25 protein-coding genes and 2 tRNA genes are annotated in these 25,343 nt (G+C 51.3%); 16 read left to right on the top strand and 11 right to left on the bottom strand.

Going from position 1 to position 25,343, the window contains the following annotated elements:
* Positions 1-2 precede the first annotated feature (2 nt).
* The gene (locus tag MV421_RS00900; protein ID WP_297420742.1) at positions 3-1,049 is read left to right on the top strand and encodes a hypothetical protein; all 1,047 of its coding nucleotides are present in this window, start codon (positions 3-5) and stop codon (positions 1,047-1,049) included.
* Positions 1,050-1,104: 55 nt separating this feature from the next.
* Positions 1,105-1,536 carry an EVE domain-containing protein gene (locus MV421_RS00905; RefSeq protein ID WP_297420790.1) on the top strand — a complete coding sequence of 144 codons (432 nt, stop codon included), beginning with the start codon at positions 1,105-1,107 and terminating at the stop codon, positions 1,534-1,536.
* A gap of 352 nt (positions 1,537-1,888) precedes the next feature.
* Here the strand turns inward: MV421_RS00905 and MV421_RS00910 are convergent.
* Positions 1,889-1,965: transfer RNA gene (locus tag MV421_RS00910), tRNA-His, on the bottom strand.
* 142 nt (positions 1,966-2,107) lie between these two features.
* On the opposite strand from MV421_RS00910, the gene MV421_RS00915 reads away from it, so the two are divergent.
* Together MV421_RS00915 and MV421_RS00920 are read left to right on the top strand one after the other, a co-directional pair.
* Complete coding sequence (locus MV421_RS00915) at positions 2,108-2,734, top strand: hypothetical protein (protein WP_297420740.1); 627 nt, start codon at positions 2,108-2,110, stop codon at positions 2,732-2,734.
* Between the two features lie 6 nt (positions 2,735-2,740).
* The gene (locus MV421_RS00920) at positions 2,741-3,337 is read left to right on the top strand and encodes a DUF3800 domain-containing protein (RefSeq protein WP_297420738.1); all 597 of its coding nucleotides are present in this window, start codon (positions 2,741-2,743) and stop codon (positions 3,335-3,337) included.
* Between the two features lie 70 nt (positions 3,338-3,407).
* Here the strand turns inward: MV421_RS00920 and MV421_RS00925 are convergent, their stop codons facing one another.
* Both MV421_RS00925 and MV421_RS00930 read right to left on the bottom strand, forming a co-directional pair.
* Entirely contained in the window at positions 3,408-4,157 is a 750-nt protein-coding gene (locus MV421_RS00925) for a biotin/lipoate A/B protein ligase family protein (protein WP_297420788.1), read from the bottom strand.
* Positions 4,158-4,854: 697 nt separating this feature from the next.
* Positions 4,855-4,994, bottom strand: a tRNA-Trp gene (locus tag MV421_RS00930).
* A gap of 237 nt (positions 4,995-5,231) precedes the next feature.
* Between MV421_RS00930 and fbp the strand changes: the two genes are divergently transcribed.
* A complete protein-coding gene (gene fbp, locus MV421_RS00935; protein WP_297420786.1) occupies positions 5,232-6,359 on the top strand; it encodes a fructose-1,6-bisphosphate aldolase/phosphatase in 1,128 nt (375 codons plus the stop codon).
* Positions 6,360-6,515: 156 nt separating this feature from the next.
* The gene (gor, locus tag MV421_RS00940) at positions 6,516-8,474 is read left to right on the top strand and encodes a glyceraldehyde-3-phosphate:ferredoxin oxidoreductase (protein WP_297420736.1); all 1,959 of its coding nucleotides are present in this window, start codon (positions 6,516-6,518) and stop codon (positions 8,472-8,474) included.
* Positions 8,475-8,526: 52 nt separating this feature from the next.
* Here the strand turns inward: gor and MV421_RS00945 are convergent, their stop codons facing one another.
* The 3 genes from MV421_RS00945 to MV421_RS00955 are packed head-to-tail and all read right to left on the bottom strand — an operon-like array spanning position 8,527 to position 11,573.
* Entirely contained in the window at positions 8,527-9,243 is a 717-nt protein-coding gene (locus MV421_RS00945; protein ID WP_297420734.1) for a hypothetical protein, read from the bottom strand.
* Positions 9,240-10,148: an ABC transporter ATP-binding protein gene (locus MV421_RS00950; protein WP_297420732.1), complete on the bottom strand. Its 909-nt coding sequence runs from the start codon at positions 10,146-10,148 to the stop codon at positions 9,240-9,242. The genes MV421_RS00945 and MV421_RS00950 overlap by 4 nt, the downstream gene beginning before the upstream one ends.
* Before the next feature lie 36 nt (positions 10,149-10,184).
* Positions 10,185-11,573 carry a hypothetical protein gene (locus tag MV421_RS00955; RefSeq protein ID WP_297420730.1) on the bottom strand — a complete coding sequence of 463 codons (1,389 nt, stop codon included), beginning with the start codon at positions 11,571-11,573 and terminating at the stop codon, positions 10,185-10,187.
* 229 nt (positions 11,574-11,802) lie between these two features.
* On the opposite strand from MV421_RS00955, the gene MV421_RS00960 reads away from it, so the two are divergent.
* The 6 genes from MV421_RS00960 (at position 11,803) to MV421_RS00985 (ending at position 18,644) form a co-directional block, all read left to right on the top strand.
* On the top strand, positions 11,803-13,065 hold the full coding sequence (locus tag MV421_RS00960; RefSeq protein ID WP_297420728.1) for an NAD(P)-binding protein: 1,263 nt from the start codon (positions 11,803-11,805) through the stop codon (positions 13,063-13,065).
* A 136-nt stretch (positions 13,066-13,201) separates the two neighbouring features.
* The gene (arcC, locus tag MV421_RS00965) at positions 13,202-14,143 is read left to right on the top strand and encodes a carbamate kinase (RefSeq protein WP_297420726.1); all 942 of its coding nucleotides are present in this window, start codon (positions 13,202-13,204) and stop codon (positions 14,141-14,143) included.
* A 129-nt stretch (positions 14,144-14,272) separates the two neighbouring features.
* Positions 14,273-15,175 (top strand): coiled-coil protein, encoded by a 903-nt coding sequence (locus MV421_RS00970; protein ID WP_297420724.1) that lies wholly within the window; start codon positions 14,273-14,275, stop codon positions 15,173-15,175.
* Between the two features lie 9 nt (positions 15,176-15,184).
* On the top strand, positions 15,185-16,891 hold the full coding sequence (gene arcS, locus MV421_RS00975; RefSeq protein WP_297420722.1) for an archaeosine synthase subunit alpha: 1,707 nt from the start codon (positions 15,185-15,187) through the stop codon (positions 16,889-16,891).
* Between the two features lie 31 nt (positions 16,892-16,922).
* Positions 16,923-17,204, top strand: coding sequence for a DUF2103 domain-containing protein (locus MV421_RS00980; protein WP_297420720.1), 282 nt, complete (start codon positions 16,923-16,925; stop codon positions 17,202-17,204).
* Positions 17,205-17,243: 39 nt separating this feature from the next.
* Positions 17,244-18,644 (top strand): DUF2079 domain-containing protein, encoded by a 1,401-nt coding sequence (locus tag MV421_RS00985; RefSeq protein WP_297420718.1) that lies wholly within the window; start codon positions 17,244-17,246, stop codon positions 18,642-18,644.
* On the opposite strand, the gene MV421_RS00990 is transcribed toward MV421_RS00985, so the two are convergent.
* Entirely contained in the window at positions 18,609-19,244 is a 636-nt protein-coding gene (locus MV421_RS00990) for a hypothetical protein (protein ID WP_297420784.1), read from the bottom strand. The genes MV421_RS00985 and MV421_RS00990 overlap by 36 nt on opposite strands.
* 184 nt (positions 19,245-19,428) lie before the next feature.
* On the opposite strand from MV421_RS00990, the gene MV421_RS00995 reads away from it, so the two are divergent.
* Complete coding sequence (locus tag MV421_RS00995; protein ID WP_297517679.1) at positions 19,429-19,923, top strand: class I SAM-dependent methyltransferase; 495 nt, start codon at positions 19,429-19,431, stop codon at positions 19,921-19,923.
* Here the strand turns inward: MV421_RS00995 and MV421_RS01000 are convergent.
* Together MV421_RS01000 and MV421_RS01005 are read right to left on the bottom strand one after the other, a co-directional pair.
* Positions 19,920-20,399 (bottom strand): signal peptidase I, encoded by a 480-nt coding sequence (locus MV421_RS01000; RefSeq protein WP_297517683.1) that lies wholly within the window; start codon positions 20,397-20,399, stop codon positions 19,920-19,922. The genes MV421_RS00995 and MV421_RS01000 overlap by 4 nt on opposite strands.
* Positions 20,360-20,923 (bottom strand): DUF531 domain-containing protein, encoded by a 564-nt coding sequence (locus tag MV421_RS01005; protein WP_297420782.1) that lies wholly within the window; start codon positions 20,921-20,923, stop codon positions 20,360-20,362. The genes MV421_RS01000 and MV421_RS01005 overlap by 40 nt, the downstream gene beginning before the upstream one ends.
* 62 nt (positions 20,924-20,985) lie before the next feature.
* Between MV421_RS01005 and MV421_RS01010 the strand changes: the two genes are divergently transcribed.
* The 3 genes from MV421_RS01010 to MV421_RS01020 are packed head-to-tail and all read left to right on the top strand — an operon-like array spanning position 20,986 to position 24,012.
* On the top strand, positions 20,986-22,062 hold the full coding sequence (locus MV421_RS01010; RefSeq protein ID WP_297503199.1) for a hypothetical protein: 1,077 nt from the start codon (positions 20,986-20,988) through the stop codon (positions 22,060-22,062).
* Complete coding sequence (locus tag MV421_RS01015) at positions 22,059-22,991, top strand: dipeptidase (RefSeq protein WP_297420710.1); 933 nt, start codon at positions 22,059-22,061, stop codon at positions 22,989-22,991. The genes MV421_RS01010 and MV421_RS01015 overlap by 4 nt, the downstream gene beginning before the upstream one ends.
* Before the next feature lie 4 nt (positions 22,992-22,995).
* Positions 22,996-24,012 carry a DUF257 family protein gene (locus tag MV421_RS01020; protein WP_297517686.1) on the top strand — a complete coding sequence of 339 codons (1,017 nt, stop codon included), beginning with the start codon at positions 22,996-22,998 and terminating at the stop codon, positions 24,010-24,012.
* Positions 24,013-24,140: 128 nt separating this feature from the next.
* On the opposite strand, the gene MV421_RS01025 is transcribed toward MV421_RS01020, so the two are convergent.
* Positions 24,141-24,569 (bottom strand): hypothetical protein, encoded by a 429-nt coding sequence (locus MV421_RS01025; protein WP_297421854.1) that lies wholly within the window; start codon positions 24,567-24,569, stop codon positions 24,141-24,143.
* A complete protein-coding gene (locus MV421_RS01030; RefSeq protein ID WP_297421862.1) occupies positions 24,566-25,273 on the bottom strand; it encodes an RAD55 family ATPase in 708 nt (235 codons plus the stop codon). Before MV421_RS01030 ends, MV421_RS01025 begins: the two co-directional genes overlap by 4 nt.
* Positions 25,274-25,343: the final 70 nt, after the last annotated feature.

A 25,343-nucleotide genomic window follows, 5' to 3' on the forward strand; every position in this document is an offset into this window, starting at 1 on the left:
TTTTGCCTCAGGTAGAAGTTGATGTTTTTGTTGATGAGATTCAGCCAAATCCAAGTAAAAAGATAAATTTCATGTACATCGGAGCATTGTTTGTCCCGGTGGACAAAAGGAGCTCTCTCGTTGGTCATCTTCTCCAGAGGAGATGTGCAATCTTAAAAACTTGGTATGTTAATCCAAAGAAATGTCCTGAGTTTAACAAATTTCCTGAATGTAAAAGACTCCACTGGAGAAGTGACGACAGAATACACTACACAGACATGGGTAAGATTGGTTCTCGTAAATATGAAATTGCAGAAAGCTGGATAAGATTTCTTGTGGAGGAGAACAACAAAAAGGGTTTGGATTTAGTGTATTTCAATATACTCGGCATCAATCTGGACAACATTGATCATAAAAAATTCGGTGGAAAACGAAGCTTATTGCCAATATATTCCAGATTTTTCCGTACGACTATCTTGGGAGGAGCAAAGTTCTTTTTTGGAAAGGACGTCGTTATTAGAAAAATGTACCATGACAATGGAACCCAATCTAAAAATCCTAATTTCAAACGGCAAGTACCTCTGATGATGAGAAAAGGTTTAGCTATAAGGAACACCAAAGTCATTTTTGTGGACTCTAACCATCATTCATACAGAAATGATAATGATCTATACGAGGCATCTAACTTGTTACAGTTCATAGACCTGATTTTAGGAACGGTGTATGGAAATATCCATACTCCATACGATATCACGTCAAAAAAAGGAAAAGCCAAGCACAACCTAGCCAAGCTCATGTATCCGTTAGTCTCAAGGCTTATTCTAAATCCCAAAAACCGCAATAGTTCATTCAACTACTACAAACGGCAACAGATAATGTTCTTTCCCAAAGAAAGAATCACAAGCAGGTCTAACTTTGTCACAATTCAGAAACGCTTGGACAATTTTTTAGAAACCTCCGAGGAGGGATACAACATCCTACATACTCAGAAAGACTTGTTTTACACTAACATCAGACTGAAAATAGAAAGTGTAGGAACGAGACCTCTAGATAAGTGGATAAAACACTAACACCAACTAAAAGGTTTATTTGCACAAGGACAGAGATTAAGAGTAGGTGATCCTCATGACCTACTGGCTCTGTATAACCAACCGCGACAACTGGGAGGTTGTCAAAAAGAAGAACGTCTGGGGAGTCGCGAAGAGGCACAAAAACACCATTGCCAAGGTTAAGCCCGGCGACAGGCTCATCTTTTACGTCAAGCAGGAGCGTAAGGACAAGGAAATTCTTGAACCAAAGATTGTCGGCATCTTTGAAGTCGTGAGCGAGCCTTACACGGACTCGGGCAAGATTTTCAAGAGTCCCCCACACCTGAATGAGACTTACCCGTTGAGGATAAAGATCAAGCCCATAAAGCTCGGTGAGCTCGAGTTCAAGCCGCTCATTCCAAAGCTGAAGTTCATCACGAACAAGAAGAAGTGGAGCGGCCACCTGATGGGCAAAGCCATGAGAGAACTGCCAGAAAAGGATTACAAGCTGGTTGAAGGCCTGCTTTGACTTTTCATTTTGAATAACAACCGCGAATTTTTTGATGGTTGTTATCAACCTTTGCTTGCGCAAAGCTTGACCAAATGGTTCTGACTCCATTTAATCGCCTTGGAGCAGTTCGTACGTGCTTTGTAATAGAGAGAATTTAGTTGGCTTTCTTGGGTAGAATAACCGACATCTGCTGGGTTTATCCCCCTCGCGCCCTTCGGGCGCTACTAAAAGTAAACCCTACCTAAAACCTCAGTTCGAGTGTGAAAGCCCCCAGAATTACAGCACTTGAAAAGCACGTACAAACTTTGGTGAAACTTTACCCAGCAACGTTTCTTTTGATCAAACTTTTCGCCAGAAAAGTTTGCTGTTATGGGGCCAGGGCCGGGATTTGAACCCGGGCTAGGGGATCCACAGTCCCCTGTGCTGACCAGGCTACACCACCCTGGCCACGTCCAGCTAAACCTTTTGGGTTAGCTTTATAAAGTTTTCGACACAACGGGCTGAAAGAGGGAGGAAATGCCTGTTACTTACCGCAAGCCGTCTCTGAAGGCACTTTCGGAATAATTCAAAACCGTCCGGAGGTTTCGAGATGAAAGCCAAGCGTGAGGCCCTGACCAGCCTCTTCACCGCCATGAGAGGGGGAAAGGTGGACGAGGACATAATAGAACTGCTCCTGCTCATCAACTCTATCAAGGGGGTCTATACGACCTCCTCATGCTCCGGCAGGATCGGAATCATCGAGGAGCCGGCCCTCGGGGCGAAGCCCCTGTCGAGGTGGTTGATAAAGGTTCACAGGCCCATCGAGTTCGGTGAGGCCAGAGATGCACTTAAAAACGCGAGGGAAGGCCTCATATTCCTCAAGAGCCAGCCGCCGATTTTCCACGTTGTCGCGGAGGACATGGAAAGGGCAAAACGGCTCCACGAGCTTGGATTGGCCAGCGGCTTCAAGTACACGACGTTCAAGGTGGTCTCAACCCGCCACCTCGTCGAGATAAACGCCACAGAGTACCTGACGGCCCCCCTCGGGAAGGACGGGAGGGTTTTAGTCGATGACGACTACCTCCGCTTCGCGATTGAGATTGGCAACTCAATGCTGAGGCGCTCGAAAGACAGGCTTCCACGCCTTCAAGAGAACTTCAGAAATCTGAGGGGAGAGCTTGGCAAAGACGAACTGTTCTACGAGCTCGCGGAGAAGTTCGGAATTTCAGTTGGGTGAATCTCAATGGAATTATTCATAGACGAGAGCGGGGACTTGGGAGGCATTAAAAGCAATAAAAGATACTTCGTAGTTGCGGGGGTGGTATGTGAGGAGGAGAAGGTTTCACATACCATAAAGCCGCTTCTCAGAGAGTTAAGTCTTCCTGAGTTGAAATTCAGCAGGCTCTCCTACGAGGAAAAGAAGGTTGTTCTTTCCAAGCTCGCAGCCCTTGATTTTGGCATAGTGTACACCGTCCTCTCAAAAAATGATGAAACCCTGAATAGGTGGCTCGACAGATCAAAGAGAAACAAACTCCTGGCGGCTAAAGCCCTTCATTCCGCTTTGATCTTGGGACTAGGGTTCCCAGAGGTTATCCTTGACAGGAGTCACTATTCAAAGGAGCTGTCCAAATGGCTGGCACGCGAGGGGATCAAAGTTACTGCCGATGATTCCCTCATACGGCCGGGTCTTCAGCTTGCCGACGCGGTTGCCAACACGGTGTACCTTCATTACCAGCACAAAAACAAAGAGCTACTTGGGGTTATCAAAGATAAAATCATCTTCAAGCGGTTTATCACCGAAAAAGAGATTCTAAGAGGAAGGATCAAGTCGGGTGGCTAGTCCCCAGACGGGCGACCCCCACCCTCATTCTTCAATATGCAATTGGTGTCCAAACTTATTAACTTTTTGATTACCTCATCTTGTTCCACTTCGGGTTTCCATACCTCTCTTCCACAAGCTTTTCGGCCAGATCAAGCTCGTAATCTGTGAGTTCTCCTTCCTCCAGCGGGAACGCGTTGAAGAAGCTCTGCCTGAGTAGCTCGTAGGCCTCCCAGCGGTTGAGCTTTACCCCCTCGCGCTCCAGCGTTGTAACGCGCTCCCATATCGAGGAAACGCCCTTGTCCTGGAGCTTGAGCTTGGAAACGCGGAGAACTCTTCCGAGAACCTCAACGCGCGTGGAGTACATGAAGGTGCCGTGCTGCAGTATAACGCCCTTCTTCCTCGTCTGGGCGGAGCCGCTGATCTTCTTTCCGTTCACGGTGACGTCGTTCAGGCCGGAAAAGTCGGCATCAAGACTGAGCTCCTTCAATGCATCGACAAGCGGGCCGGCCAGATAGCGGTAGCTGCTCTCGACATTCTTTAGGGCAAGATGAAAGTCCTCGCCGATAACGACCGAGTAGGTTACCTCACCAAACTCGTCATGGAAGACGGAGCCGCCGCCGGTGATGCGCCTGACGACCGGGATGTCGAGCTTCCTTGCCTCGTCGAGGTTCACGTCGTGGACGACGCTCTGAAAGCGGCCTATCGTGACTGAACTTGGTGAGAAGGCGTATAAGCGAACCGTGTTGGGGGCTTTGCCCTCTATCCTAGCGTGCATTATGGCCTCATCTATGGCCATTTGAACCTCGGGCCTTGCAACTATGAGCGGTATGAAGCGCATCGTTTGAATCACCGGGGTTAAAAGCTCTCGAATGTTTTTAAGCCCAGCGATGATAATGTTAAGCCCCCTAAGGGATGTGGGAGTTGGCCCTGTGGGGCAAGCAGGCTTTGTTCTACAAAGAGGCTTTTAGAAAAAGCTCCACCAGAAGTTTGTGATTCTCGTTAATACTTCCCTCCCTAAGGATTTCAAGCTGAATTCACAGCATTGATAAGTGGATTCGCTAGGGGGAACCCTTTTGGAAGGGTTCACTCACCCGCGCTCCTTGGGGTGTTAAAACGCTGAACCCGTATGAAAAATGCTCTTGACAAGGAATCCACTCTCAAAAAGCAACTTTAAAGGGAAATCCAACTGTAATGCCCCTTTAGGCGACAATCACCAACTTGATCAAACTCAACGGGATTACCGTCCCGTGTGTTGGGGCAATGCTCCAACGTCGCGCAGGCAAACAAGCTTTTAGAAGGCTTGACCAAAAGAATACCTTCTCACAAAAGAGCAAGAGGTCAGTCGTGCACTGCCCGAGACATAATTCTCAGGGGTTTCCATGAAAAAGGGCCTTTAAAATCGTTTCAACTTCATCATTGGTCCCCTTGGGTGAAACACTTGCAAAGGACCAAATTGGTGAGAAACCCAATTAAAATTGAACCTTCAAAAGAAGCACACCTTATCCCGCCAGCGTTTTGCGAGGCAAAGGGCTAAATGGTGGGGGCACGGGGATTTGAACCCCGGTCCGCGGGTTTCTCCGGGTCAGAGCTCCAAAGGCTCATCCCCACTCAGCAAACCCGCAAGTCCTCATACCTCTGGAGCCCGCGATGATGGACCAGGCTACACCATGCCCCCATCCGGCTTTAGCTTAACAGTGCGGGGTTTATAAGTTTTGTGGAGGGACAGGTTTTATTAACCATAACAAAACCTTACGGTGGGGGCCCCATGGGGAGCTTGTCGCTGTGGGGGCAACATCTGCGACCGACCCTTCTTTTCTTCAGGATGGACACTTTTTGCCATCCCTATGTGTATCATCGACGGTGATATTAACGTTTTATAAACATAAAAGTGTTAAGGATACTGGTGGTTGCTATGGCAGCTGGTGAAAAAATAACCGTTAGCGTTATCAAGGCGGACATCGGCGGCTGGCCGGGGCACTCCAGAGTGCATCCGCAGCTCGTTGAGACCGCCGAGAAAGTCCTCTCAAAAGCAGTCGAGGATGGAACCATAATTGACTTCTACGTTGCGACCTGCGGCGACGACCTTCAGCTTATCATGACCCACAAGAAGGGTGTTGACAGCTCTGAGGTTCACGGTCTCGCCTGGAATGCCTTTGAGGAGGCCACTAGTGTTGCAAAGGGACTCGGTCTCTACGGTGCCGGCCAGGACCTCCTTAAGGATGCATTTAGTGGAAACGTCCGCGGAATGGGACCGGGCGTTGCGGAGATGGAGATAACCCTAAGGAAGAGCGAGCCTATAGTTACCTTCCACATGGATAAGACCGAGCCTGGAGCCTTCAACCTGCCAGTATTCAGAATGTTCGCGGACCCGTTCAACACCGCTGGTCTCGTCATCGACCCGAACATGCACATGGGCTTCCGCTTTGAAGTCTGGGACATCAAGGAGCACAAGCGTGTGGTTCTCAACACTCCAGAAGAGCTTTATGACCTGCTGGCGCTTATAGGTGCTAAGAGCCGCTATGTCATCAAGCGTGTCTTCCCCAAGGAAGGCCACAGGATAAGCAAGGACGAGCCCGTTGCGGTGGTCAGCACCGAGAAGCTCTACCAGATAGCAGGAGAGTACGTTGGAAAGGACGACCCTGTTGCCATCGTCAGGGCGCAGAGCGGTCTTCCCGCCCTCGGTGAAGTCCTCGAGCCCTTTGCCTTTCCACACCTCGTCAGCGGCTGGATGCGTGGCTCTCACAACGGCCCGATAATGCCAGTCTCGATGCACCAAGCCAACCCAACCCGCTTTGACGGTCCACCGAGGGTTGTCGCCCTCGGCTGGCAGATAAACCCAGAAGGGAAGCTTGTCGGTCCGGTTGACCTCTTCGACGATCCGGCCTTCGACGGCGCGAGGCAGAAGGCAGTCGAGATCGCGGATTACATGCGCAGGCACGGCCCCTTCGAGCCGCACAGACTCCCGATGGAGGACATGGAGTACACTACTCTTCCGGGCGTCCTCAAGAGGCTTGAGGAGCGCTTTGAGAAAATTGAGTGATCCTTCTCCTCTTTCCCTTCCGCTTTTTTGATGCCGTTCCTTCTGAGGGGTTAAGGTTTTTATACTGGACAGTCCAACCTTCGTGCCAGTTATCGGAAGCCTTAAATATGCTCCGGGAAGAAACCAACACTTAGAGTGATACAAAGGGGTGGGATCATGAGGTTCACGGTTCTCAGACTCAACCTGAGTGATGGAAGCGTCGAAAGCGGGGAGATCGAGGAGGAGGGTATCTACGGGGTCATAGACTACGGCCTTGAGCTTCACGAAAAGCTCAAAACTCATGGTGTTGACCCATACGATCCCAAGAACATCGTCGTGATGGGTAGGGGCCCCTTCGCAGGCTCAATCCTCCCGGGAGCGCACAGGCTCATGTTCTTCTTCCGCTCGCCTCTCTACGGAACGCTCTTTCCATCGGCCATGGGTGGAGCCGCTTATGCCTTCAAGAACGTGGGAGTGGACTTTGTCACCTTTAAGGGAAAAGCTAAGAAGCCCGTTGTTGTTGTTCTCTACAACGACGGAGAGAACGTGAGGGTTGAGCTCCACGAGATAGAGCTGGAAAAGGTCACAGAGATATGGCGGAATTACAAGGGTGAGGAGGGTGTCTATGCCCTCACACAGTACATCATGGATACCTTTGGAAACCGCTTTGATTTCGAATACAGGATAGCGGTCGTCGGACCTGCTTCACTGAACACCAACTACGGTGGGATCTTCTCCCAGACCCTGAGAAAGGGCAAGCGTGTTGAGGGAAGCGAGGACTGGGCGGCCCGCGGCGGCTCCGGAAGCGTTCTCCTGAGGGCTCACAACGTCGTTGGAATCCTCTTCGGTGGAAAGCCGAGGAAGAGGACATTCCCGGGGGAGGACATCTCATCGTTTAGAACTGTCAAAGGCATCGTCGAGGGGGTGCACAAGAAGCCTTATAACGACGCCATAGCGGAAAAGACCGTTAAGTACAAGTACAATCCCAAGCTGAAAACAGGCGGAACCTTTGGCGGCAACTACCCAGCAGAAGGCGACTTCGTTCCGATACTCAACTGGAGCATGCCCTACATCGAAAAGGAGGAACGCATAAAGGTTCATGAGGCCATAATGAAGCACTATTGGGAGCCCTTCAACAAAGAGGCTATTGAACCAAAGAACTGGACGAACTGCGGCGAGCCGTGCCCTGTCGTCTGCAAGAAGTATGCCAACGGTCACCACATAGAGTACGAGCCGAGGGAGGCGAACGGCCCGCTCAGTGGCGTTATAACCCTTCGTGCAAGCGACATAAGCGTCCCAGCGGTGGATGCAATGGGTTTTGATGCGATAGAGTTCGGTGGAACTGCCGCCTGGGTTCTCGAGCTCGTCCACAGAGGCCTTCTCAAGCCGGAAGAAGTAGGACTGAGCGACAAACCTGACTTCACGAAGGAGGCTCTCCTCACGAGGCCAGTTGAAGCGAGCGAGAGGAACGCGAAGCTCGTTGCAGAATTAGCCCACCGCGTCTCCTTTGCCGAGAACGAGATAGCCAAGATAATCGGCCTCGGCAAGAGGAAGGCAAGCGTCATCCTCGATGAGAAGTTCAAGGACAGGCTCAAGTATGGGGAGAGCTTCAAGGACTACGCCGTTTTCACTCCGCTCGGTGAGGCTGGTGAAATAACTCCTACAATGTACTGGGCCATTGGCAACTACATACCGCTTCCAATACAGGGTCGCTACTGGACGTTCTATCAGTTCGGCGTCTTTCTTGAGCCTGAAGAGTTAGCTGGCAAAATAATAGCTAGTACCATCTGGGAGTTCTGGTATGATAACGTCGGCTGGTGTCGCTTCCACCGCAAGTGGATGAAGCCCGTTCTCAAAGCCCTCTTCATGGACGCTTACGGCGAGAACGTCGACATGGAAGAGCACTCCAAGAGACAGCTCAAGCGCATGATAGAGTTCGCGAGGAGAGCAGGCTACACGCCGGTCTTCTGGGACTCAATGAGGGTCATAGATCTCATCGCGAGAGGGAGCAAGGAGTTCGGAAACGAGCACTGGGCGGGGAAGTTCCAGCTGGACAAGGTCGGCACCGCCAAGGAATACCTAGAGAAGGTTCTGGATGCTTATAGCGAGGAGCTTGGAGTGGAGTGGAGGCTCTGACCGGTGTTTTATCCATTCCTCTTCCTTACTAACGAAAAATTAATGAGAAGGGTTAAAACGGCTTCTCAAGCATATAGCCGGAACGTAGACTTCTGAGTGCAAAGAGCAAGAAAATTCCTGTTAAGCCCGCTGAGACCAGCCAGGGTATGGAGCTTACACTCTGCAGTCCAATGGCCGAGCGGATGCAGGATAGTAGGTAGGTAACGGGATTCAGATAGAGCGCCGGAAAGCTGGAGCGGTAGTAGGCCGGAGAGAACACTACAAGAAGCCAGGGCAGTATCCCGGTAACGGCCATCGCCTTGTAGGGGTTTCCAATCTTCGCACCTATGGAGACGGCAAGTGTCCCCAGCTCACTAAAAGTGATCAAAAGGGCCAGGATCAGGAGAAAGATGTTTATCCTACCTGCTCCTTGGTAGTAAACAATAACTGCGAGACCGATAAGCACTTGGGGGAGAACCAGGAGAGAATATGTGAGGAACTGGGCGAAGACTACTGTCGATATCCTCGGGGGTAGCGTTGAATACAGCTCAAGAACGCTGGGTTCGAAGACGTTGCTGACCCTGCTCGTCAGTGTCCCAAGAAAAGAGCTTACCAGCGAAACAACGATAAAGCCACTCACGAGGTACGAGATATCCTCAGGCGTTCTTGAGGTGGAGTCCATGATCATCATGAAGAGCAGGGCCAGCGGCATAAGTAGGAGATTGACGAAGAGAAACGTTTTGTAGATCCTCATACCCCTTAGCTCCATTCCGATTAGAGGGCGAATCATTCGCCATCCCTCCCTATGAGGTTTATCACAAGGTTCTCAAATGAGGGGGACTCGATTTCGAGGTAAGACACGCCTGCAGTCTTGAGGACCGTCTCTACAGTATCCAGGGCATCTTCAAGCGTCTCAAACGCCAGCTCATAGAGGTGTCCACGCTTTCTGTGCTCCTTTGGAAGGACGCTTGAGGGTATCTCCCTCTGCGGTATAAGACGAACTTCAGTGGGCATCTTAATCATTGAGACCATATCCGCTGGAGTGCCAGAGGCCACTATTTTCCCGTGGAGGAGAAGGTATACCCTGTCGCACAGGGCTTTTACCTCGTTCATGTCGTGGCTGGCGAGGAGGGTCCCTTCACGGTTGGAGTCCCTTATCACCTCCCACAGCCGGTGCTTTGTAACGATGTCTACCATGCTCGTTGGTTCGTCGAGCACGAGAACGGGAAGCTCCTGAACGAGGGCCATTGCCAACAGTAGGGACTTCTTCATGCCTCCCGACAGCTGATACCCGAAGAACTTTGCTGCTCCACTGAGGCCCACGAGGTTCAAAACATTAGATATTCGTTCTCTTATTTCATCTTCTGAAATGTTTTTGCCCCTCATCCTAAGGACGTATTCCAGCACCTCCTCAACCCTCAAAGAGGGAAAGCTGAGGGGATACTGGGGCACGTAGGCGAGGGTTTTCTTTATGATATCGGCGTTGTCTTCAATGTCTTCGCTCATTACTTTAATTGAGCCGCTTGTTGGCTTCAAAAGTCCCAAAAGCTGTCGTATTAGTGTAGTTTTTCCAGCGCCGTTGGGACCTATGATCCCAACGATTTCGTTCTTTCCAATGCGGATTGAGATTCCATCGTTGGCCTTTGTGCCGTCGGGATATATCTTAGTGAGGTTGTTGATTTCTATCACGTTCATTTTTAACCCTCCAGAAGTTCCCTGTATTCGGATACTTCAATTGAATACCTCAACATAAAACCCTACTGGAACGTTGGTATCCACGTGATCTGACCCCCATAGCTCCCACCACGGTTTGTTGATGGGAATTGACATTTTGTATGCTGATTTCTCTGCTGAGAATACCACATTGTTGATTGGACCGTCGTTCCTAATTTCACCCATTACCGCATATGTGGAGTAACCCTCAACACTGAAGCCCACGAGGAGTGCATCGAACCATGCCGGTAAGCTTTCCCTGGTGAGGTAGTTTATTAGCGCTCCCACTGGAACTCCTACCCCAAAGGAATAACCTTTTGTTCCAGTGTATATCCTGTTAAAGAAATCTGCAAGGTAAATGTCCCTGCCCTTGGAACCACTTAGAGTCACGTATTCAACCGGTATACCCTCAGTATAAAATTGCGGCCTCTCAAAGCTTACCCCCGATTTTATGTCCTTAACCGAACCGTGTTGCGATGAGGTATCGAAGTGATCGATCTTTGCGAAGTACCTCTCATTTCCGGTGAATATGCACGTTGGCTGGGAATGATAAGCACTTTTATAACAGTAGTACTCCTTTTGATGTATATAATGAACTGTGCCTCTTACCCAGATGTACCCCCACGTGTTGTCTGCCCCCATGTTCATTATGCTTCCACCACGATACCAATCTGTAAAAGACCTACCCAGAACCTTCAGTTTTATCGAACTCGGATCAAAAGATGTTTTATCTGAGATCTTATCTCCAATGGCAACTACAATATCAGGCCCCATGTACGACCCGTGTTCTGCTCCGAGTTGAACTGTAGCGCTGATTTTAGTCTTTGAGGTTTTGTGAACTATCAATAGAGGTATTTTAACGTCGGTGAAATACCGTTCATCGACCGTTCTCCATTCGTACCAGTGCTCTGTTGGGCTCTCTGGTGTGATCTCTTTTGATAGAGTTTTTATCCTCTCATGAGGGATGGGTACTGCGGAAGCATCTTTGAAGTTTGGCGTGAGTTCTATGCTTTTCTCAAATCCCCATCCACTCAAGGCACTCAGGGGCTTATCAACCCCGTCAATCAAACTGTACACTTTACCATCCTTTTCTATCCACAGATCCACCCCTATGAAGGAAGTTTTTGAGCCAATAGTATCCGCACTATTTTTAATCTCCTGAAGTTCACCTTTAGACAGATAAATACTGTTTTTAAAGAAGAGATGACCACCGAGCGTGCCTCTCTTTATGACTACAATGCTTCCATTTTTGGTGAATGTCCATACGTCGTAGTACACTTTGGCTCCCCGTAAACCCTGTGGCGTGGAAACTTTTACATCAATCTTGCCGATTGGTGTGGCACTGGCTGTTACAGCTAGGAAGATGGAAGCTATTAATAAGGCCCCTACAAGTAGCTTCCACCGCATAGAGTTCACCTCCGGAAGTTTTTGCATTATATTTTGACCAACTTCATCTTATAAGTTTTTCCTTTTACTTTAAGTAAAAATTCTTCCTTTTTTTTTCGAGTATAAATTTATTCTAACACAAATTTTAATCTTAGAACGAGTCAAAAGAAACTTAAGTAAAAGAGTTGCATGACCGTGCAACGGCCAAACTCTTATAGTCCCCTGTCACCTCATCTCTTCAGGTGATAGAATGAGGGCAGTGGTGATAGGCTCTGGAATCGGTGGGCTCTTGATGTCATCGTTCCTTGCAAAGAGGGGCTATGAAGTTACCGTCCTTGAGAAGGCTCCCTACGTTGGCGGCCGCTTCACGAATTTAGATTACAGGGGCTTCGGCCTCTCTACAGGGGCGTTCCACATGCTCCCCCACGGCGAAGACGGTCCTCTGGCATACCTCCTTAACCTCCTCGGTGCAAACGTCAAGATAGTTAACTCAAAGCCAAAGGGCAGGATATTCTACGGGGGAAAGACCTTTCACTACCGCGACGGCTGGAAATACCTCGGCTGGATGGAGAGAGTTAAGGCAATGAAACTTCTGGTAGACATAAAAAGGAACAGACCCCCCACGGGCGAAGAAGCCGAGATGAGCGGGAGGGAGTGGATAGGGGAGAAAATTGGCGACAATGAGTTCGTTGACCTCTTCATTAAAAGCTTCCTCGGCTGGGCGGACAGCGTTCTGGATGTTCCAGCCGGGGAGCTGGCGAAGGAAATAAAGGCGGTGCTGAGATGGGGCGGGCCGGGGCTGATAAAAGGTGGCTGTAAGGTCATAACCGGCGAGCTGGTGAGGATAACTGAGGAAAGCGGCGGAAGAGTCCTAACGAGGAAGAGGGTCGTTGGGATTGATCCCGAGGAAAAGAAGGTCATCACCGCCGATGGCGAAGAGTTCGCCTACGACGTACTGATCTCCAACGCTGGAATAAAGGAGACCGTTGAACTCATCGGTAGAGACAACTTCGACCGTGATTATCTCAAGCGTGTAGATGCCCTCAAACCGAGCGAAGGCATCAAATACAACGTTGCCCTGAAGGGAGAACCGAGGATAGGTAATACCGTCGTCTTCACCCTTGACACTGGGAGGATAAATGGCTACAATGAACCCTCATCGCTCAGCCCTGAGCTGGCTAAAGAGGGTTATACACTGATTATGCTCCATCACGCTCTTCAGTCAAGGAACGTCAAGGCCGAGCAGGAGAAGGGGATCGAGGATATCTATAAAATCTTTCCGAACCTTGATAAAGAGGGTGAAATCCTCCTCGTCCAGACCTACCTTGACGGGAACCCCGTCAACAGGGTCGCCAGCGGGCAGACGGTTGAGAACTTCCCGATTCGGGATGTCTACATCGTTGGCGACGCCTACAAGCTTCCCGGCGGGATAGAGGTTGAAGGCATCGCGCTGGGTGTGATGAGAACCATTGAGAGGCTTGGTATGGGCAGCTTCTCGGAGTGGTACCTTTGAATCTCCCGCTTCTATTTGCCTTTACCTTTGTCAACTTATCCCCGCACCAGTCGAACCTTTTTCCAGTGAACAGTCTTGGCACCTAACGAACGTTTTTATGCTCGCAAACGTACTTATCCTTCCCGGAGGTGAGAGAATGAAGAGGGTAGTCATAGCCCTAGGGGGCAACGCCATTCTCCAGAGGGGCCAAAGAGGTACTTACGAGGAGCAAAGGGAAAACGTCATGGAAACTGCCGGACAGATAGTCGATATGATTGAGAGGGGTTACGAGGTCGTCATCACCCACGGAAACGGCCCGCAGGTCGGTGCTCTCCTCCTTCACATGGACGCCGGCCAGCAGCTCTACGACATTCCCGCCCAGCCGATGGACGTTGCCGGAGCCATGACGCAGGGGCAGATAGGTTACATGATTCAGCAAGCCCTGATCAACGAGCTGAGGAAGCGTGGGATCGAGAGGCCCGTTGCAACGATAGTCACCCAGACAGTTGTTGATAAGGACGACCCCGCCTTTCAGCACCCAAGCAAGCCGGTTGGCCCGTTCTACGACGAGGAAACGGCAAAGAAGCTCGCGGAGGAGAAGGGTTGGACTGTTGTGGAGGATGCTGGAAGGGGCTGGAGGCGCGTCGTACCGAGTCCAGACCCAAGGTGTCACGTTGAAGCGCCAGTCCTAGTCAACCTCGTTGAGAAGGGTTTCATCGTCATAGCGAGTGGCGGTGGCGGCGTTCCAGTAATCGAGGAAGATGGTCAGCTCAAGGGCGTCGAAGCCGTCATAGACAAGGATCTCGCCGGTGAGAGGCTGGCGGAGGAGGTCAAAGCGGACATCTTCATGATCCTCACAGACGTCAATGGTGCCGCGGTGAACTACGGCAAGGAAAACGAGCGCTGGCTCGAAAGGGTTACGGTGAATGAACTGAAACGCTATTACGATGAGGGCCACTTCAAGAGGGGTAGCATGGGGCCCAAGGTTCTCGCCGCGATGCGCTTCGTTGAGTGGGGTGGGGAGCGGGCGGTTATAGCGGTCCTTGACAGGGCAGTTGAAGCCCTCGAAGGGAAAACAGGCACGCAGGTCGTTGGATGAGTGGTTGCGTTTCTTCTTTTCATCCCGTTGGTGGTCACCCGGCCAAAAAGTTTTTATTTACTGTTCCCTTTCTGGGTTCAGAATGTTTGAGCAGGACAGCTGTTCTAAAAAGGGAGAGGGGTAAGAGCGATGCAGACGAAAGTTGACCCAGCGGAAATTAAGAGGATCAAGAGGGAGATGGAGGCCCTTGAAAAGGAGAGAAACGAGATAAGGGCCAAACTTGACGAGCTTGAAAAGGAGCTCCAGGGATGGATTCAGAAGAGGGACGAGAAGAACAAGGAGGTTCAGCAACTCCGCCAGAAAGGCAGGGAATACAAGGCTAAGCGTGATGAGATCAACAAGCAGATACAGGAGCTTAAAAAGAACCGAGAGGAGATAAACGCGAAGCTCGATCTCCTCTATCAGGAGATACTGGAGTACCGGACGAAGAGGGACGAGTACAACCAGCTCCGCAGGCTCAAAATGCCACCTGAGAAGATCCAGGAGAAGATAGAGAAACTTGAGTGGGAATTGCAAACCAACCCGAACATCACTCCCGACAGGGAGAAGCAGATAGTAGACCAGATACAGGTTCTTGCAACGGAGCTTGAGATAATCCAGCAGGCCGACCGCTTCCACAAGAAGCTCGTTGAGAGCAGGAAGAAGGTCGACCAGCTCAAGAAGGCTAGGAGGAATATCAGCCTCGAGATACAGAAGCTGGCAAACCAGAGCCAGCAGTTCCACGAGCAGATGATAGGGGCATTCAACAAGGCCGACGAGGTCAAGAAAGAGGCCGACGAATACCACGCCAAGGTTGTCGAGCTTCGCGACAAGATGAGGGATGTTAGGAAGGAACTCCGTGCTCTTGAGAAGAAGATACGCGAGTACGACGAGAAACACAAGGAGCTTATAGCCTATCGCCTCGTCGCTAGGATGCATGCAAGGAAGGATGTCAGCTTTGAGAAGGCCGTTGAGGCCCTTGAGAAGTTCAAGAAGGGCGAGAAGCTCACTCTCGACGAGCTGCTGCTCCTCCAGAGGTACAACCTAGTTTGAGGCCTGACTATGGAGGTCCTTAGGCACGAGGGGCCTGGAAGGCTGGGCCTGGTTAAGTTGGGGGAGCGCTCCTTTGAAACTCCCGCCTTAGTTGGGATAGACTTCACCCTCTCCCCGTTCAACTCCTTCTTCCACCCGGACGGGCCGGGTAGCTATGACTTCAACCTCGCCCCTTCCATCCCCCTTGGTTTCTACACGCCGGGCGAGGTTATTGAGAAGGCCCTCGGAAGGCTCTGGAGCGTGGACTACGGGGGCTTCAACGCCTTCTACTTCCCGGCTTTGAGGAGAACCGAGTACCTGGGGGAGTTCTTCAAGATAATGGAACGATACAGCTTCGAGGCCATCTACCTTGGAAACTCCAAAACCCTCGCCAAGGAGTACCGCTACTTCGTGAGAATTCTAAGGGAACTGCGCGAGAGGTTCCCGAACGTCATGATAATAGCCGATCTGGAACCTTTCTTCTACCCCCTCTCTGTCTATCTCGGGATAGATGCATTCGACACCCGCTCGCTCAGGCTCTACGACTTCGAGGGCAAAGGATTCACCGGGTTCAGCCCGTTCATCTGGAGTGATACTCCGAATTCCTTCGACTTCGCCAGGGAGACCATTACTGAAGTGCGGAAGGCCCTAGAAAGCGGGAAGCTCCGCTACCTGGTGGAGAACTACTTCCCGACCCAGTACCACGCAGGAACTTTGAGAATAGCTGACCTGGAGCACGGGGATTACCTCGAAAAGTACACTCCAATTCAGAAAGAGACCCTCTACTTCATAAGTGACGCCTCGATAAGGAGGCCGGAAGTGAGGAGGTGGCACGAGCGCGTTGAAGAGCGTTTTACCCCACCGAAGAACACCGAGCTTGTACTCCTCTTTCCCTGCTCTGCCAAAAAACCCTACTCATTCTCCCGCTCACACATCCTCTACAGGAAGGCGGTTAAAGACGCCCTCGGCTCTGGAATTTTCAGGGTTCACGAGTTGATCTTAACTTCCCCGTTCGGCGTCGTCCCGCGCGAGTGGGAGTGGCTGGCCAAGTACGACATAGTCGTTACCGGCCACTGGAGCGAGGAGGAGATAAAGCCGGCGGCAGAGCTTCTGGCCAAGATCCTTGAGAAGTACCCTAAGGATGTCCCGGTTATAGCTCACCTCGACGAAGCATACGTCGAAATCGCGAGGCTCGCCTCCAAAATGACCGGAAAGGAGATAATCTTCACGGAAGTGAAGAACGGCACGACGAGTAACGAAAGTTTGAAATCCCTCGCCGAGACGCTGAAGGAGTTTGAGATTGAAGGAACCAAGGAAGACAGAACCTATCGCTACTTTGAGAACATAAGGAAGGTCTTCGACTTTCACTTTGGCTCTGGAGCAGGAGAGGCCGTTCTCCCTGAGACAGGAAAGGTCAAAGGCTCAAAGATGCTCCGCCTCTTCGTTGGTAACCAGCAGACCGGGACCTTCAAGGACGGCGTTATAAGTGTCACACCCTTTGGAATGGGGCGCATCTACGATAGGCTCAAGGCCTACTGGGTGAAAGTTGACTTCGATCTCAGGGGAGACGTCTTCGCGGTTGGCGTTGATGAGGCGGACGAGAGGATAAGGCCCAACGACATCGTTGGCATAGTTCGCGATGGTACCGTTGTGGCCGTTGGGAAGGCCGTTCTATCTGGAGAGGAGATGGTTCGCTCTAAAAAGGGCGTCGCTGTCAAGGTAAGGAAGAGAGCGTAACGCCTAAAAACCTCTCTTCCCTCCTCCCACCATGCCTAAGCACTTTCGCAGGGGAGTCAAGAGGGAGCACCACTTTCTCAAGGATCTTGAGAAACCGCTTGAGGAGATAGCCCGAATTCCGGGAGTTAAAAAGGTTATCCCGGGCAGGATATACGCCAGCGATTCACGGGGCTTCGAGATAAAGGTTTCCCGCGAGACGAAAACGGGGTTAAAACTCATAGCCAAGAGTGATGGCTCCGTCCAGGAGGTTTTCCTGGTTGTGGATAAGGAGGACCGTGAAGCCGTGCGGGAGGCTGTATCCAGTATGTTCTGACGACCGAAACTTTTTTAATTCCAGTTTTTAACTCTCACCGTGGTGAGATTTAATTTAAAATTCAGGTTATCCACTTACGACTTAACTGCGGTTACCGTTGGGGTATTTTACTCGCTCATCATGGTTCATCTAAGCTTTCTTAAGTTTAAATACTTCCGCTACTCTAGTTTTGACTTGGGCATATTCACCCAGTCGCTTTATTCGGCCCTCCATGGGGGGTTCTTTTTCAACACTCTTGAGTGGCAGTTCCATGATGTTTCGACTCATTTCGGGGTTCACTTCCAGCCCGTTCTTTTTCTGTTGGTTCCGATTTTCTGGATTCATCCCTCGGCGGTTACACTTCTCGTAGTTCAAAGTCTGGCCCTGGGCTTCTCGGTTATCCTCGCATATGCTCTAGCAAAGAAAGTCCTCGGAGAGAAATTGGCCCTCCCATTAACGGTTCTTTACGCCTCTAATTCCTCGCTTGTTGGAATAAACCTATTCGAGTTCCATCCCGTTTCTCTTGCGGTTCCGCTGTTTCTACTCGCTTCCATCTTTCTCGTCGATAAAAGGGAGTGCGCCTTCATCATGACGTCCTTTCTGATCCTCTTGGTGAAGGAAGATGCGTTTCTTGGAGTTGCCTCACTGGCCATGTGGTGGGCAATCCGTGACGGTCTCTCCTTTGAGGGACTAAAGAAAAATTCACGCTTTGTTATCCTCGCGGCTCTTGCCGTCCTGTATGGTATCATCGTTATCAAGCTCGTGGTTCCCTACTTTGGAAGGGGCTACATCTACAGTAATCTCTACCAACACGTTCACATAACCGGAAGAAAGCTCACCTACTTCCTTCTTTTCAATTTGAGCTTTGGACTTTTACCACTCTTTCTCCCACGTAATTGGCTTCTCCTGGCTCTTCCCTGGCTTGAAAGCCTCCTGGCCTCGCGGGCAAGCCAGTACACCTTTGGCTTTCACTATCCTTACATGCTTGTTCCTCTTTCCTTTGTTGGGGCCGTCTTTGCACTTAGAGAGGTTGATATCAGAAAGATCCTTTCGGTTTTGTTCGTCCTTGGGTTCATGACGTCGTGGGCGACGATGCCTGTTACTGGAAAACCGCCGAAGGGGCAGTTCTCTATGGTTTACTACTCTGTCTTTGAACCGATTCCCGGCTACAAAACGGCCTGGAAAGTTGTTGGTGCCCTCCTTGAGACTAACCTTTCCGTCTACACTCAACCAGCTTTTTATCCCGCTTTAACCTCCAAGCAGAATGTATACGTCTATCCCGCTAAAACCGTGCCTGATTTGGTGTTGGTGGATATGAAAACGTATCGGGGTCGTGTGTACCTTAAGAGACTGAAGGAAATGGTAAAGGCCGAATACGTTCGCGTTTACTCAAGAGACGGGATAGAGGTTTATATAAGGTCGGGTTTAAAGCTCCCTCCTCCCCTCAAAGAACTCCACTAATTCCTCATCGCTTATCTCATCGTCTGCACCTGTGTAGCCGAGTTCTCCCCTTTGGAGTTCTATCAGGCCTGGAGTAAGCAAAAGCCTTCCGTCCAGTTTGGGCACCGCGTAGTGGAGGGTTATCTCGCTGAACTCATCGAGCCTTATCGTCGGGTTCTCCTCGTATTCAATCTCCTCCAGCCTTTTGCCGTCCGCTATGAGCCTCGCCACTATCGAAGCCCCGTCTATTGAGTACTGGGGTTTTCCTATATGTCTCACCTTAACGCCCTTCATCCTCGACGTTATGAACTTCTTCGTTCTGCCCCTCGGAACCGCATCGCCGAGTATTCCACCAACGACTATCATCGTATCCTCTTCTACATCTTCGGGCTTAAGCTTCTCCCCCGCCTGAAGGTCAAGGACTATGAGCTTTGAGCGGTTGAATGGGAAGCGGGTAACGCTCTCCGTTACGACACTCCCCAGCTTCGCCAGCCTTTTCCTCTCGTCTCCGCGGACGTTCGTGAAGACGAGCTTATCCTTCCACCACTCAGCCACGTGACTGTACTCCAGCCAAAGCCACTCGCTTATATCCTCGAGGTGCTCGATTATCAGGTATGGCATGCTCCCACCGTTTCCCATTGGAAACCTTTTTTAAAAGCCCTGCGGTTTTTCCAGTTATGCCGTTCCGCGAGAAGTATGCAAGAATTGCTAACTATTATGATTCGCTTGAAAAGCCCCTTGACGGGTTTTTTGTCCCCTGAGACAGAGGGCAATCTCGTTCATCAGGAGAAAGCGCGTTCTTGAGGTGGGCATTGGGGTAGGCAAGACTCTGCAGTATTACCCAAAGGAGGTGGAACTGTGTGGAATCGATGCCGTTCCGGAGGCGCTTGAGATTGCCAGGAAAAAGGTGGGAGAACTCGGTCTCAATGCCTGCTTCAGGGGGGCCGACGTCGAGAACCTGCCCTTCCCCGATGAAATCTTCAATACTGTCATCAGCTCCTTTGTCTTCTGCACCGTTCCCGACCCGGAGAGTGGCATGAATGAAATCTTCCGCGTTCTGAAACCCGGTGGGCGGGCGATCTTCCTCGAGCACACAAGGAGCGATTCGAAGCTGGTCGATTGTCTCTTCCTCTGGCCGATGAAGCTTATCCTCAAACCCCTTCTCGACGACGACACCCTCAGGGATACCCACCTTCTCGTCAGGCGATACTTCGAGGTTGAGCATAAGGAGAGCTACTACCATGGAATCGTTCGTCTTATAGTTGGGAAAAAGCCCTCAGGTGGGGATCAGGTTGATTAGCCCCCCAGGCCGAGGGCGTCCCTTATCCAGAGGGATATGAGACCTATCTTCGGGAAGACGAAGAGGGCCTTGTCCTCGACGGCATAGGCTGGAACGCAGGGTATTTCGCCGTATTTCGTTGGATACGGCGGGTCAGGAACGGGATTGTTGTCCCCCCATGTTAGGAAGCACTTCTCTGTCTTCCCCCCGAGGTTTACCTCGCTTATCTCCCTAACTCTATGGATTATCGGGTACTCGTAGCCGGGGCGCTTGTAAACTACGACGTCGTTGACGTGGATGCTGTTTATGTTGTTCATATTAATCCCCTCAAGCAGAACGACGTCGCCGCGATAGAAAACGGGTTCCATCGAGCCGCTGACGACTATAACGAGCGGAGAATCCGTGTGGAGGGCAAATTTGAGGCCGTATTCAAAGGCGAAAACCGCCACTATAACTATCAAAACCCATGCGAGTTCCTTCTTCCATCCGTCTTCCATCTTAGGGCCTCCATAAATGTGCTTATTCTCACAGGGATGGCACCTATTGCGGTGCAGGTCTCGAGGCTGACGCCCCTCCCGGTCACGTCCATGTGGTGGCGAGCCAACTTAAAGGTTTCCTTTGGAAGTCCGTGCCTTCCGAGCCCCACCAGTAGAAGAAAGCTCTCGCCCCTCAGTGCCCGCTCCGCCACTTCAAACGGAGTTATAGACTTATCGGCAGAGGGTTTCCTTGTCGTGGCAACTACCGTCCCGAACTGGGGTGAGAATCCTTTCTCGGGGAATTCGAGCAGGTGAAAGGCGTTTTTCCCAGCCAGATCTATGAGGTATTCTCCCCTTTCCCCCACCGTTGTGTGCTTCCTTATCTCCTCCGCAACGTCTGGTGGCCTTCCCTTTAACGGAAATCCTATCAAGGCTAGGTGGAAGCCGTAGGCGTAGGCGATAGGCCCGGCCCTCGCTATGGCCCTTAAATGGGCTTCGTGGAGTTTCTTCTTGTCGTACGTGTTGTAAAGCGCGAGAGTCAGCATGGCTACCACATGGAATGGCCGACAAAGATTTATAAGGATTTGGCGCGGATTTTTAGCTTGATATGACAACGCTTGATGATGTGGTACCTCTGATTGAAAGGGGACAGTATGAAGAAGCCCTTGAGAGAATAGCGGAGCTTGATGACCCTCTTGACCGGATTGACGCTATCACCCGCATCATACGCGGGGTTTACAACAACGGACCTTTGGAGTGGATACCAGAGCTTGTTGATGACGCCGCTTACGTAATTGAAGGGGCCGATGATCCCTCGGATAGGGTTGCAGGGTACGCACTCCTTGCTTCGACCCTGGCCGCTATTGGTTACACCGACGAGGTTGTGGACTTCTTTGATCTCGCCGTTGCCGAGGCAGACTCCATAGATAACCCCGTTGACAGAGCGGTCTCAACGTCGATACTCGCATATTACCTCGCGATCTCAGGTTATTCCGAGCAGGCGCTGGAAACGTTCAACGCCGCCTTTGATGCCCTCGTGGGTGCCGAGGCAGCCTACAGGCTCAAGGTCGATGGGATGATGAGGATAGCCGAGCTTATGGAGAAGGCCGGTGATGGACTGCCTTCCAAGGACGCGCTGGAGTTTTACAGGGCCGCTTTCGATATATTCGACAAGCTCAGTGTCAACCAGAGAGCGGCTATGGTCGAGAAGAAGATAGAGCTTGCAAAGACCGTTTACGACGTCGGGCTGCCTTTCATCAGGTCAGCAGTTCTTGAGGGCAGAAACCGCTATGCCCTCGCACTGATAGACAAGATGTACAGTGGAGTTGCTAGGTTTATAGGCTACCTTGAGGTCTCCCTCTGGTTGAAACGGGTTAACAATCCTGAGTATCTTGATATAGTGAGCGAGGCTTTTAAGAAGTGCACCTCCTCGCGCTTTACTGACTCAAATGTTCGGATTATAGTCAGGCTCCTCACCGAGCTTGGAAACCTTAAAGAGGCCCTGAAATTCGCCGCTGGAATTGTGGACCTCCGTAAGAAGAGCGAGGCCCTGAAAGTCATAGCCTTTGAGCTCCTCACCAGGGGCGACTACGAGGCCGCCCTTAAGATCGTTGAGAGCATCCCTGACCCCGCCGTCAGGGATGAGGCTATGATAGAGATAAACGCCGTGAGGGGAGAACGGTGATATTTGATGCCCACTCGGACATACCAACCCTCGTCTACGCTGAGCGCTCCAAGGGTCACTCCGGTGTCCTCGAGGAGAACTTCGACCGCTTCTTTAGAAACGTTTCCGCGAGGGTGATGGCCGTCTGGACGCCTCCGAGGAGACGGAAGGACGCGGTTGAATACGGACTCAGCGTGGTTAACGCTCTCTTGAACGACATTGCTGAGAGCAGGCACTTTGAACTCGTTACGAATGTTGATGGGATGGATTCCGCCATAGAACACGGGAGAGTGGCCCTGTGGCTTGGACTCGAGGGGGGAGAGCCAATAGGGACGAACCTTGACCTCCTGAAGGTCTTCCACCGGCTTGGACTTAGGGTTTTAACCCTGACGTGGAGCCTGAGAAACGCCATAGGCGACGGCGTCTTTGAGAGGACCCGCGGCGGGCTTACCAACTTTGGCGTTGAAGTTGTGGGGAAGGCAGAGGAGCTTGGAATAATCATCGATCTGAGTCACATAAACGAGGCCGGCTTCTGGGATGCGCTTGATGTCACCTCCTTTCCGGTTATAGCCTCTCACTCCAACGCGAGGGCACTCTGCGACCACCTGCGGAACCTGACGGACGAGCAGTTGAAGGCCATAGCGGAGCGCGATGGTGTTGTCGGTGCCGTTGCAGTCCCAAGCTTTGTCGATCCTGAGAAGCCCACCATTGAGCGCTATGTCGAGCACATCACCTACATGGTTGACCTTATCGGTTATGAACACGTTGGCCTCGGCTTCGACTTCGTCTACTACCTTCCCGGCTGGAGTGGTAGGAGCGTTGAGGGCTTCGAGGACGAGTCTAGGATACCGCGTTTAATCGAGATGCTCAATGAGAGGTTCAGTGGAAAGGAGGTCGATGCAATCACCTTTGGAAACTTCAGAAGGGTCTTTGAACGAGTGGTGGGGTGATACCATGCTTGAATTCCTGTTAGATGCTATCAGACCTGGTGAAACTGCCCTGATCGAGTACGATCCCCTCTCAAGCCCGGAGTTAGCGTTCCGTGAGATAGTTGAGAGGTACTCCTCCCTTGGCTATCCAATCCTGGTGGTTGATATACTCGACACGCTCCACCTCTTTATGGAGCACCTCCGCGTTCGCGGCTTCTCCATCCCACTAGATGCGTTCAGCGTCGTCAAAGAGGGTGGGAGGGTAAGGGTTGGCAACATACTCGGTGAGGTTCCACCCAGTATTGACTTTGAGTACCACATTGCCAGGTACTCCAAAGCGGTCAGGGACTTCTTCATGAGGAACGCTGGCTTACCCAGGGTCGTCATCGTCTTGGGGCTTGAGAAGTTTATCTATCCCTTCCAGGACGATGCTACTTCCCTTGAACGCTATTTTGAAGTCATTGAGCGCCCGCTGATTGCACCGGAGAGCAAGCTCACGTTCCTCTTCCTCAACAAGGGTGTGGTGCGTAGGGAGGTTCTCAAGAGCCTAGAGGCTGATAAACAGCACGTCGTTGAGGTAACACCTGAGACTGCACTGATTAAAACCGAGGCCCCGTTTATCAGGCTCTCAGAGGGCATAACCGGTGATGGTCTTGCGGTCTTTGAGTATACCCCAACGATTCCTAAGGGTTCCACTCTTCTTGAGATACTTAGGACCGTGGACGGTGGGGTGGTCGCAGTTGATATCGTTGACATAGGGGTTACCTTCTGGAAGGTGGCTGGTATGGGTTCAGTGGAGCTTAAGAACCTATTCGACAACATGCGGGTAATAAAGATTGGAGGTAGGACCGAGTGGGGTGTTGTAATCCTAAAGCTTGACCCAAGGAGCGACCCAGCAGTGATAATTGAAAAAATCTCACGGAAGCTCGACCAATTTGAGGGCACGATATTGATGTTTGGAATCGAGCACCTTCCACGGATACACGGTGGTTCCCCGCGCGTGGTTCTGGGGATGTTTGACTATGTGTCCGCCTCTCTCTGACAGGAATAAGCGCATCATATGCTTCATCAACCGGGAACTGTCCGACCGGGGATTCTTGGCGCTTCTTGAGGATGCAGCCACATCGGTTGTGGATCTCTCATCTGGGACACTGACTCTAAAGAAGGTACTCAGAGGCCCCTCCACAGGAACCCCGGGCTCCTGAGCATTTTTCTCCTCTTGAGTACCCCGGGTATGTTGAGGACACTGACACGGTTCAGTATTTTTTCCCTGCTTTTCCTGCTCCTTCTCCCGCTGACGAGGACTACGGGGGTTCTCGCCCTTCCACCCTTCTCCCCATTAATCTTATATGAGAGTCTTCTCAGGATCTCTCCTTCCTTAAGAGCCCTGCCTTTGTTCTTCCCTGCGCGGTAGGCCTTGAGTGCCTCACCCAGCTTTCCAGAGTGCTCGGCCCAGTTGAGGACAAGTCTCTTAAGCTCGTTTCCCCTCCCGACCCACTCGGAGCTTCCAGTGTACCCTATCCAGTAGCCCGCTAGGAAAGCCTTCCTAACCGGATCCTCCTCCAGCTTCACTTCTTCAATCCGCGGCGGCTTTTTCATTCTCCTTCCTCCCCCACGACCTTAAGCCCGCGGGAGGAAAACCTGAGTGGGAGTATCCCCGTATCGTGTTTTGTCCTGCGCATCTTGAGAACCTGTATCCCTCGAACCATTCTCCCGGATGAGTCGTCCATAAAGTAGTGGAGCAGTATAACACCGTCCGCGAGGTAGTGTTCGTCGGTGTACTTGTCCATGTCCATCAGCTCAGTAACGAGGATGGCGGTTATGCCCATTTCCTCTATTGCCCTTATAAAATTCGCGAGCTGTGCCCTCTTTTCGGCAGGGTTTGTGTTGTGGAATTCTATCGCGCTGAGGGGGTCTATCACCAGGCGGTTTACCTTTTGAAATCCAGCCAGCTCTTTGATGCTCATCAGAACGCTTCCCCAGGTTGGGGGTTTTCCGGCTCCCTTCCAGAGCGTTTTTCCATAGTCGTGAAGAACTATCCTCCCAGACTTCACGTAGCTCCATATGGAAGGGTCAAAACGGGCAACGTCTTTAACCGCCTCGTTAGGGTCGTGGATGAGCGAGATGTAGGCGGTGTTCTCTCCCCTCCTCGCGCCTTCTAGGAGAAACTGCATTGCAAATGTTGTCTTCCCGCTTCCCGGGGGTCCCACAAGCAGGTAGGTCTTCCCTGCTAACAGACCGCCCTCGACGAGTTCGTCAAAGCCTATTATGCCCGTTGGCATCCGTTCAGGCAGCAGATCCATGCACCTCACCCCGGCACCGTATTAAGACTTCAACCAGCAGATATAAAAGGGTTTTCACGACGTAATGCTC

The sequence above is a fragment of the Thermococcus sp. genome (genome assembly GCF_027023865.1).
Classification (GTDB): Archaea; Methanobacteriota_B; Thermococci; order Thermococcales; family Thermococcaceae; genus Thermococcus.

Coding starts and splice junctions, on each gene's coding strand:
- MV421_RS00925 (WP_297420788.1), bottom strand. CDS start 4,157: ATGCGCTTCATACCGCTCATAGTTGCAAGGCCCGAGGTTCAAATGGCC.
- MV421_RS00945 (WP_297420734.1), bottom strand. CDS start 9,243: ATGATTCGCCCTCTAATCGGAATGGAGCTAAGGGGTATGAGGATCTAC.
- MV421_RS00955 (WP_297420730.1), bottom strand. CDS start 11,573: ATGCGGTGGAAGCTACTTGTAGGGGCCTTATTAATAGCTTCCATCTTC.
- MV421_RS00990 (WP_297420784.1), bottom strand. CDS start 19,244: ATGCCATACCTGATAATCGAGCACCTCGAGGATATAAGCGAGTGGCTT.
- MV421_RS00980 (WP_297420720.1), top strand. CDS start 16,923: ATGCCTAAGCACTTTCGCAGGGGAGTCAAGAGGGAGCACCACTTTCTC.
- MV421_RS01030 (WP_297421862.1), bottom strand. CDS start 25,273: ATGGATCTGCTGCCTGAACGGATGCCAACGGGCATAATAGGCTTTGAC.
- MV421_RS01000 (WP_297517683.1), bottom strand. CDS start 20,399: ATGGAAGACGGATGGAAGAAGGAACTCGCATGGGTTTTGATAGTTATA.
- fbp (WP_297420786.1), top strand. CDS start 5,232: ATGGCAGCTGGTGAAAAAATAACCGTTAGCGTTATCAAGGCGGACATC.
- MV421_RS00905 (WP_297420790.1), top strand. CDS start 1,105: ATGACCTACTGGCTCTGTATAACCAACCGCGACAACTGGGAGGTTGTC.
- gor (WP_297420736.1), top strand. CDS start 6,516: ATGAGGTTCACGGTTCTCAGACTCAACCTGAGTGATGGAAGCGTCGAA.
- MV421_RS00920 (WP_297420738.1), top strand. CDS start 2,741: ATGGAATTATTCATAGACGAGAGCGGGGACTTGGGAGGCATTAAAAGC.
- MV421_RS01020 (WP_297517686.1), top strand. CDS start 22,996: ATGCTTGAATTCCTGTTAGATGCTATCAGACCTGGTGAAACTGCCCTG.
- MV421_RS01005 (WP_297420782.1), bottom strand. CDS start 20,923: ATGCTGACTCTCGCGCTTTACAACACGTACGACAAGAAGAAACTCCAC.
- MV421_RS00915 (WP_297420740.1), top strand. CDS start 2,108: ATGAAAGCCAAGCGTGAGGCCCTGACCAGCCTCTTCACCGCCATGAGA.
- MV421_RS00950 (WP_297420732.1), bottom strand. CDS start 10,148: ATGAACGTGATAGAAATCAACAACCTCACTAAGATATATCCCGACGGC.
- arcS (WP_297420722.1), top strand. CDS start 15,185: ATGGAGGTCCTTAGGCACGAGGGGCCTGGAAGGCTGGGCCTGGTTAAG.
- MV421_RS00960 (WP_297420728.1), top strand. CDS start 11,803: ATGAGGGCAGTGGTGATAGGCTCTGGAATCGGTGGGCTCTTGATGTCA.
- arcC (WP_297420726.1), top strand. CDS start 13,202: ATGAAGAGGGTAGTCATAGCCCTAGGGGGCAACGCCATTCTCCAGAGG.
- MV421_RS01025 (WP_297421854.1), bottom strand. CDS start 24,569: ATGAAAAAGCCGCCGCGGATTGAAGAAGTGAAGCTGGAGGAGGATCCG.
- MV421_RS01010 (WP_297503199.1), top strand. CDS start 20,986: ATGACAACGCTTGATGATGTGGTACCTCTGATTGAAAGGGGACAGTAT.
- MV421_RS00970 (WP_297420724.1), top strand. CDS start 14,273: ATGCAGACGAAAGTTGACCCAGCGGAAATTAAGAGGATCAAGAGGGAG.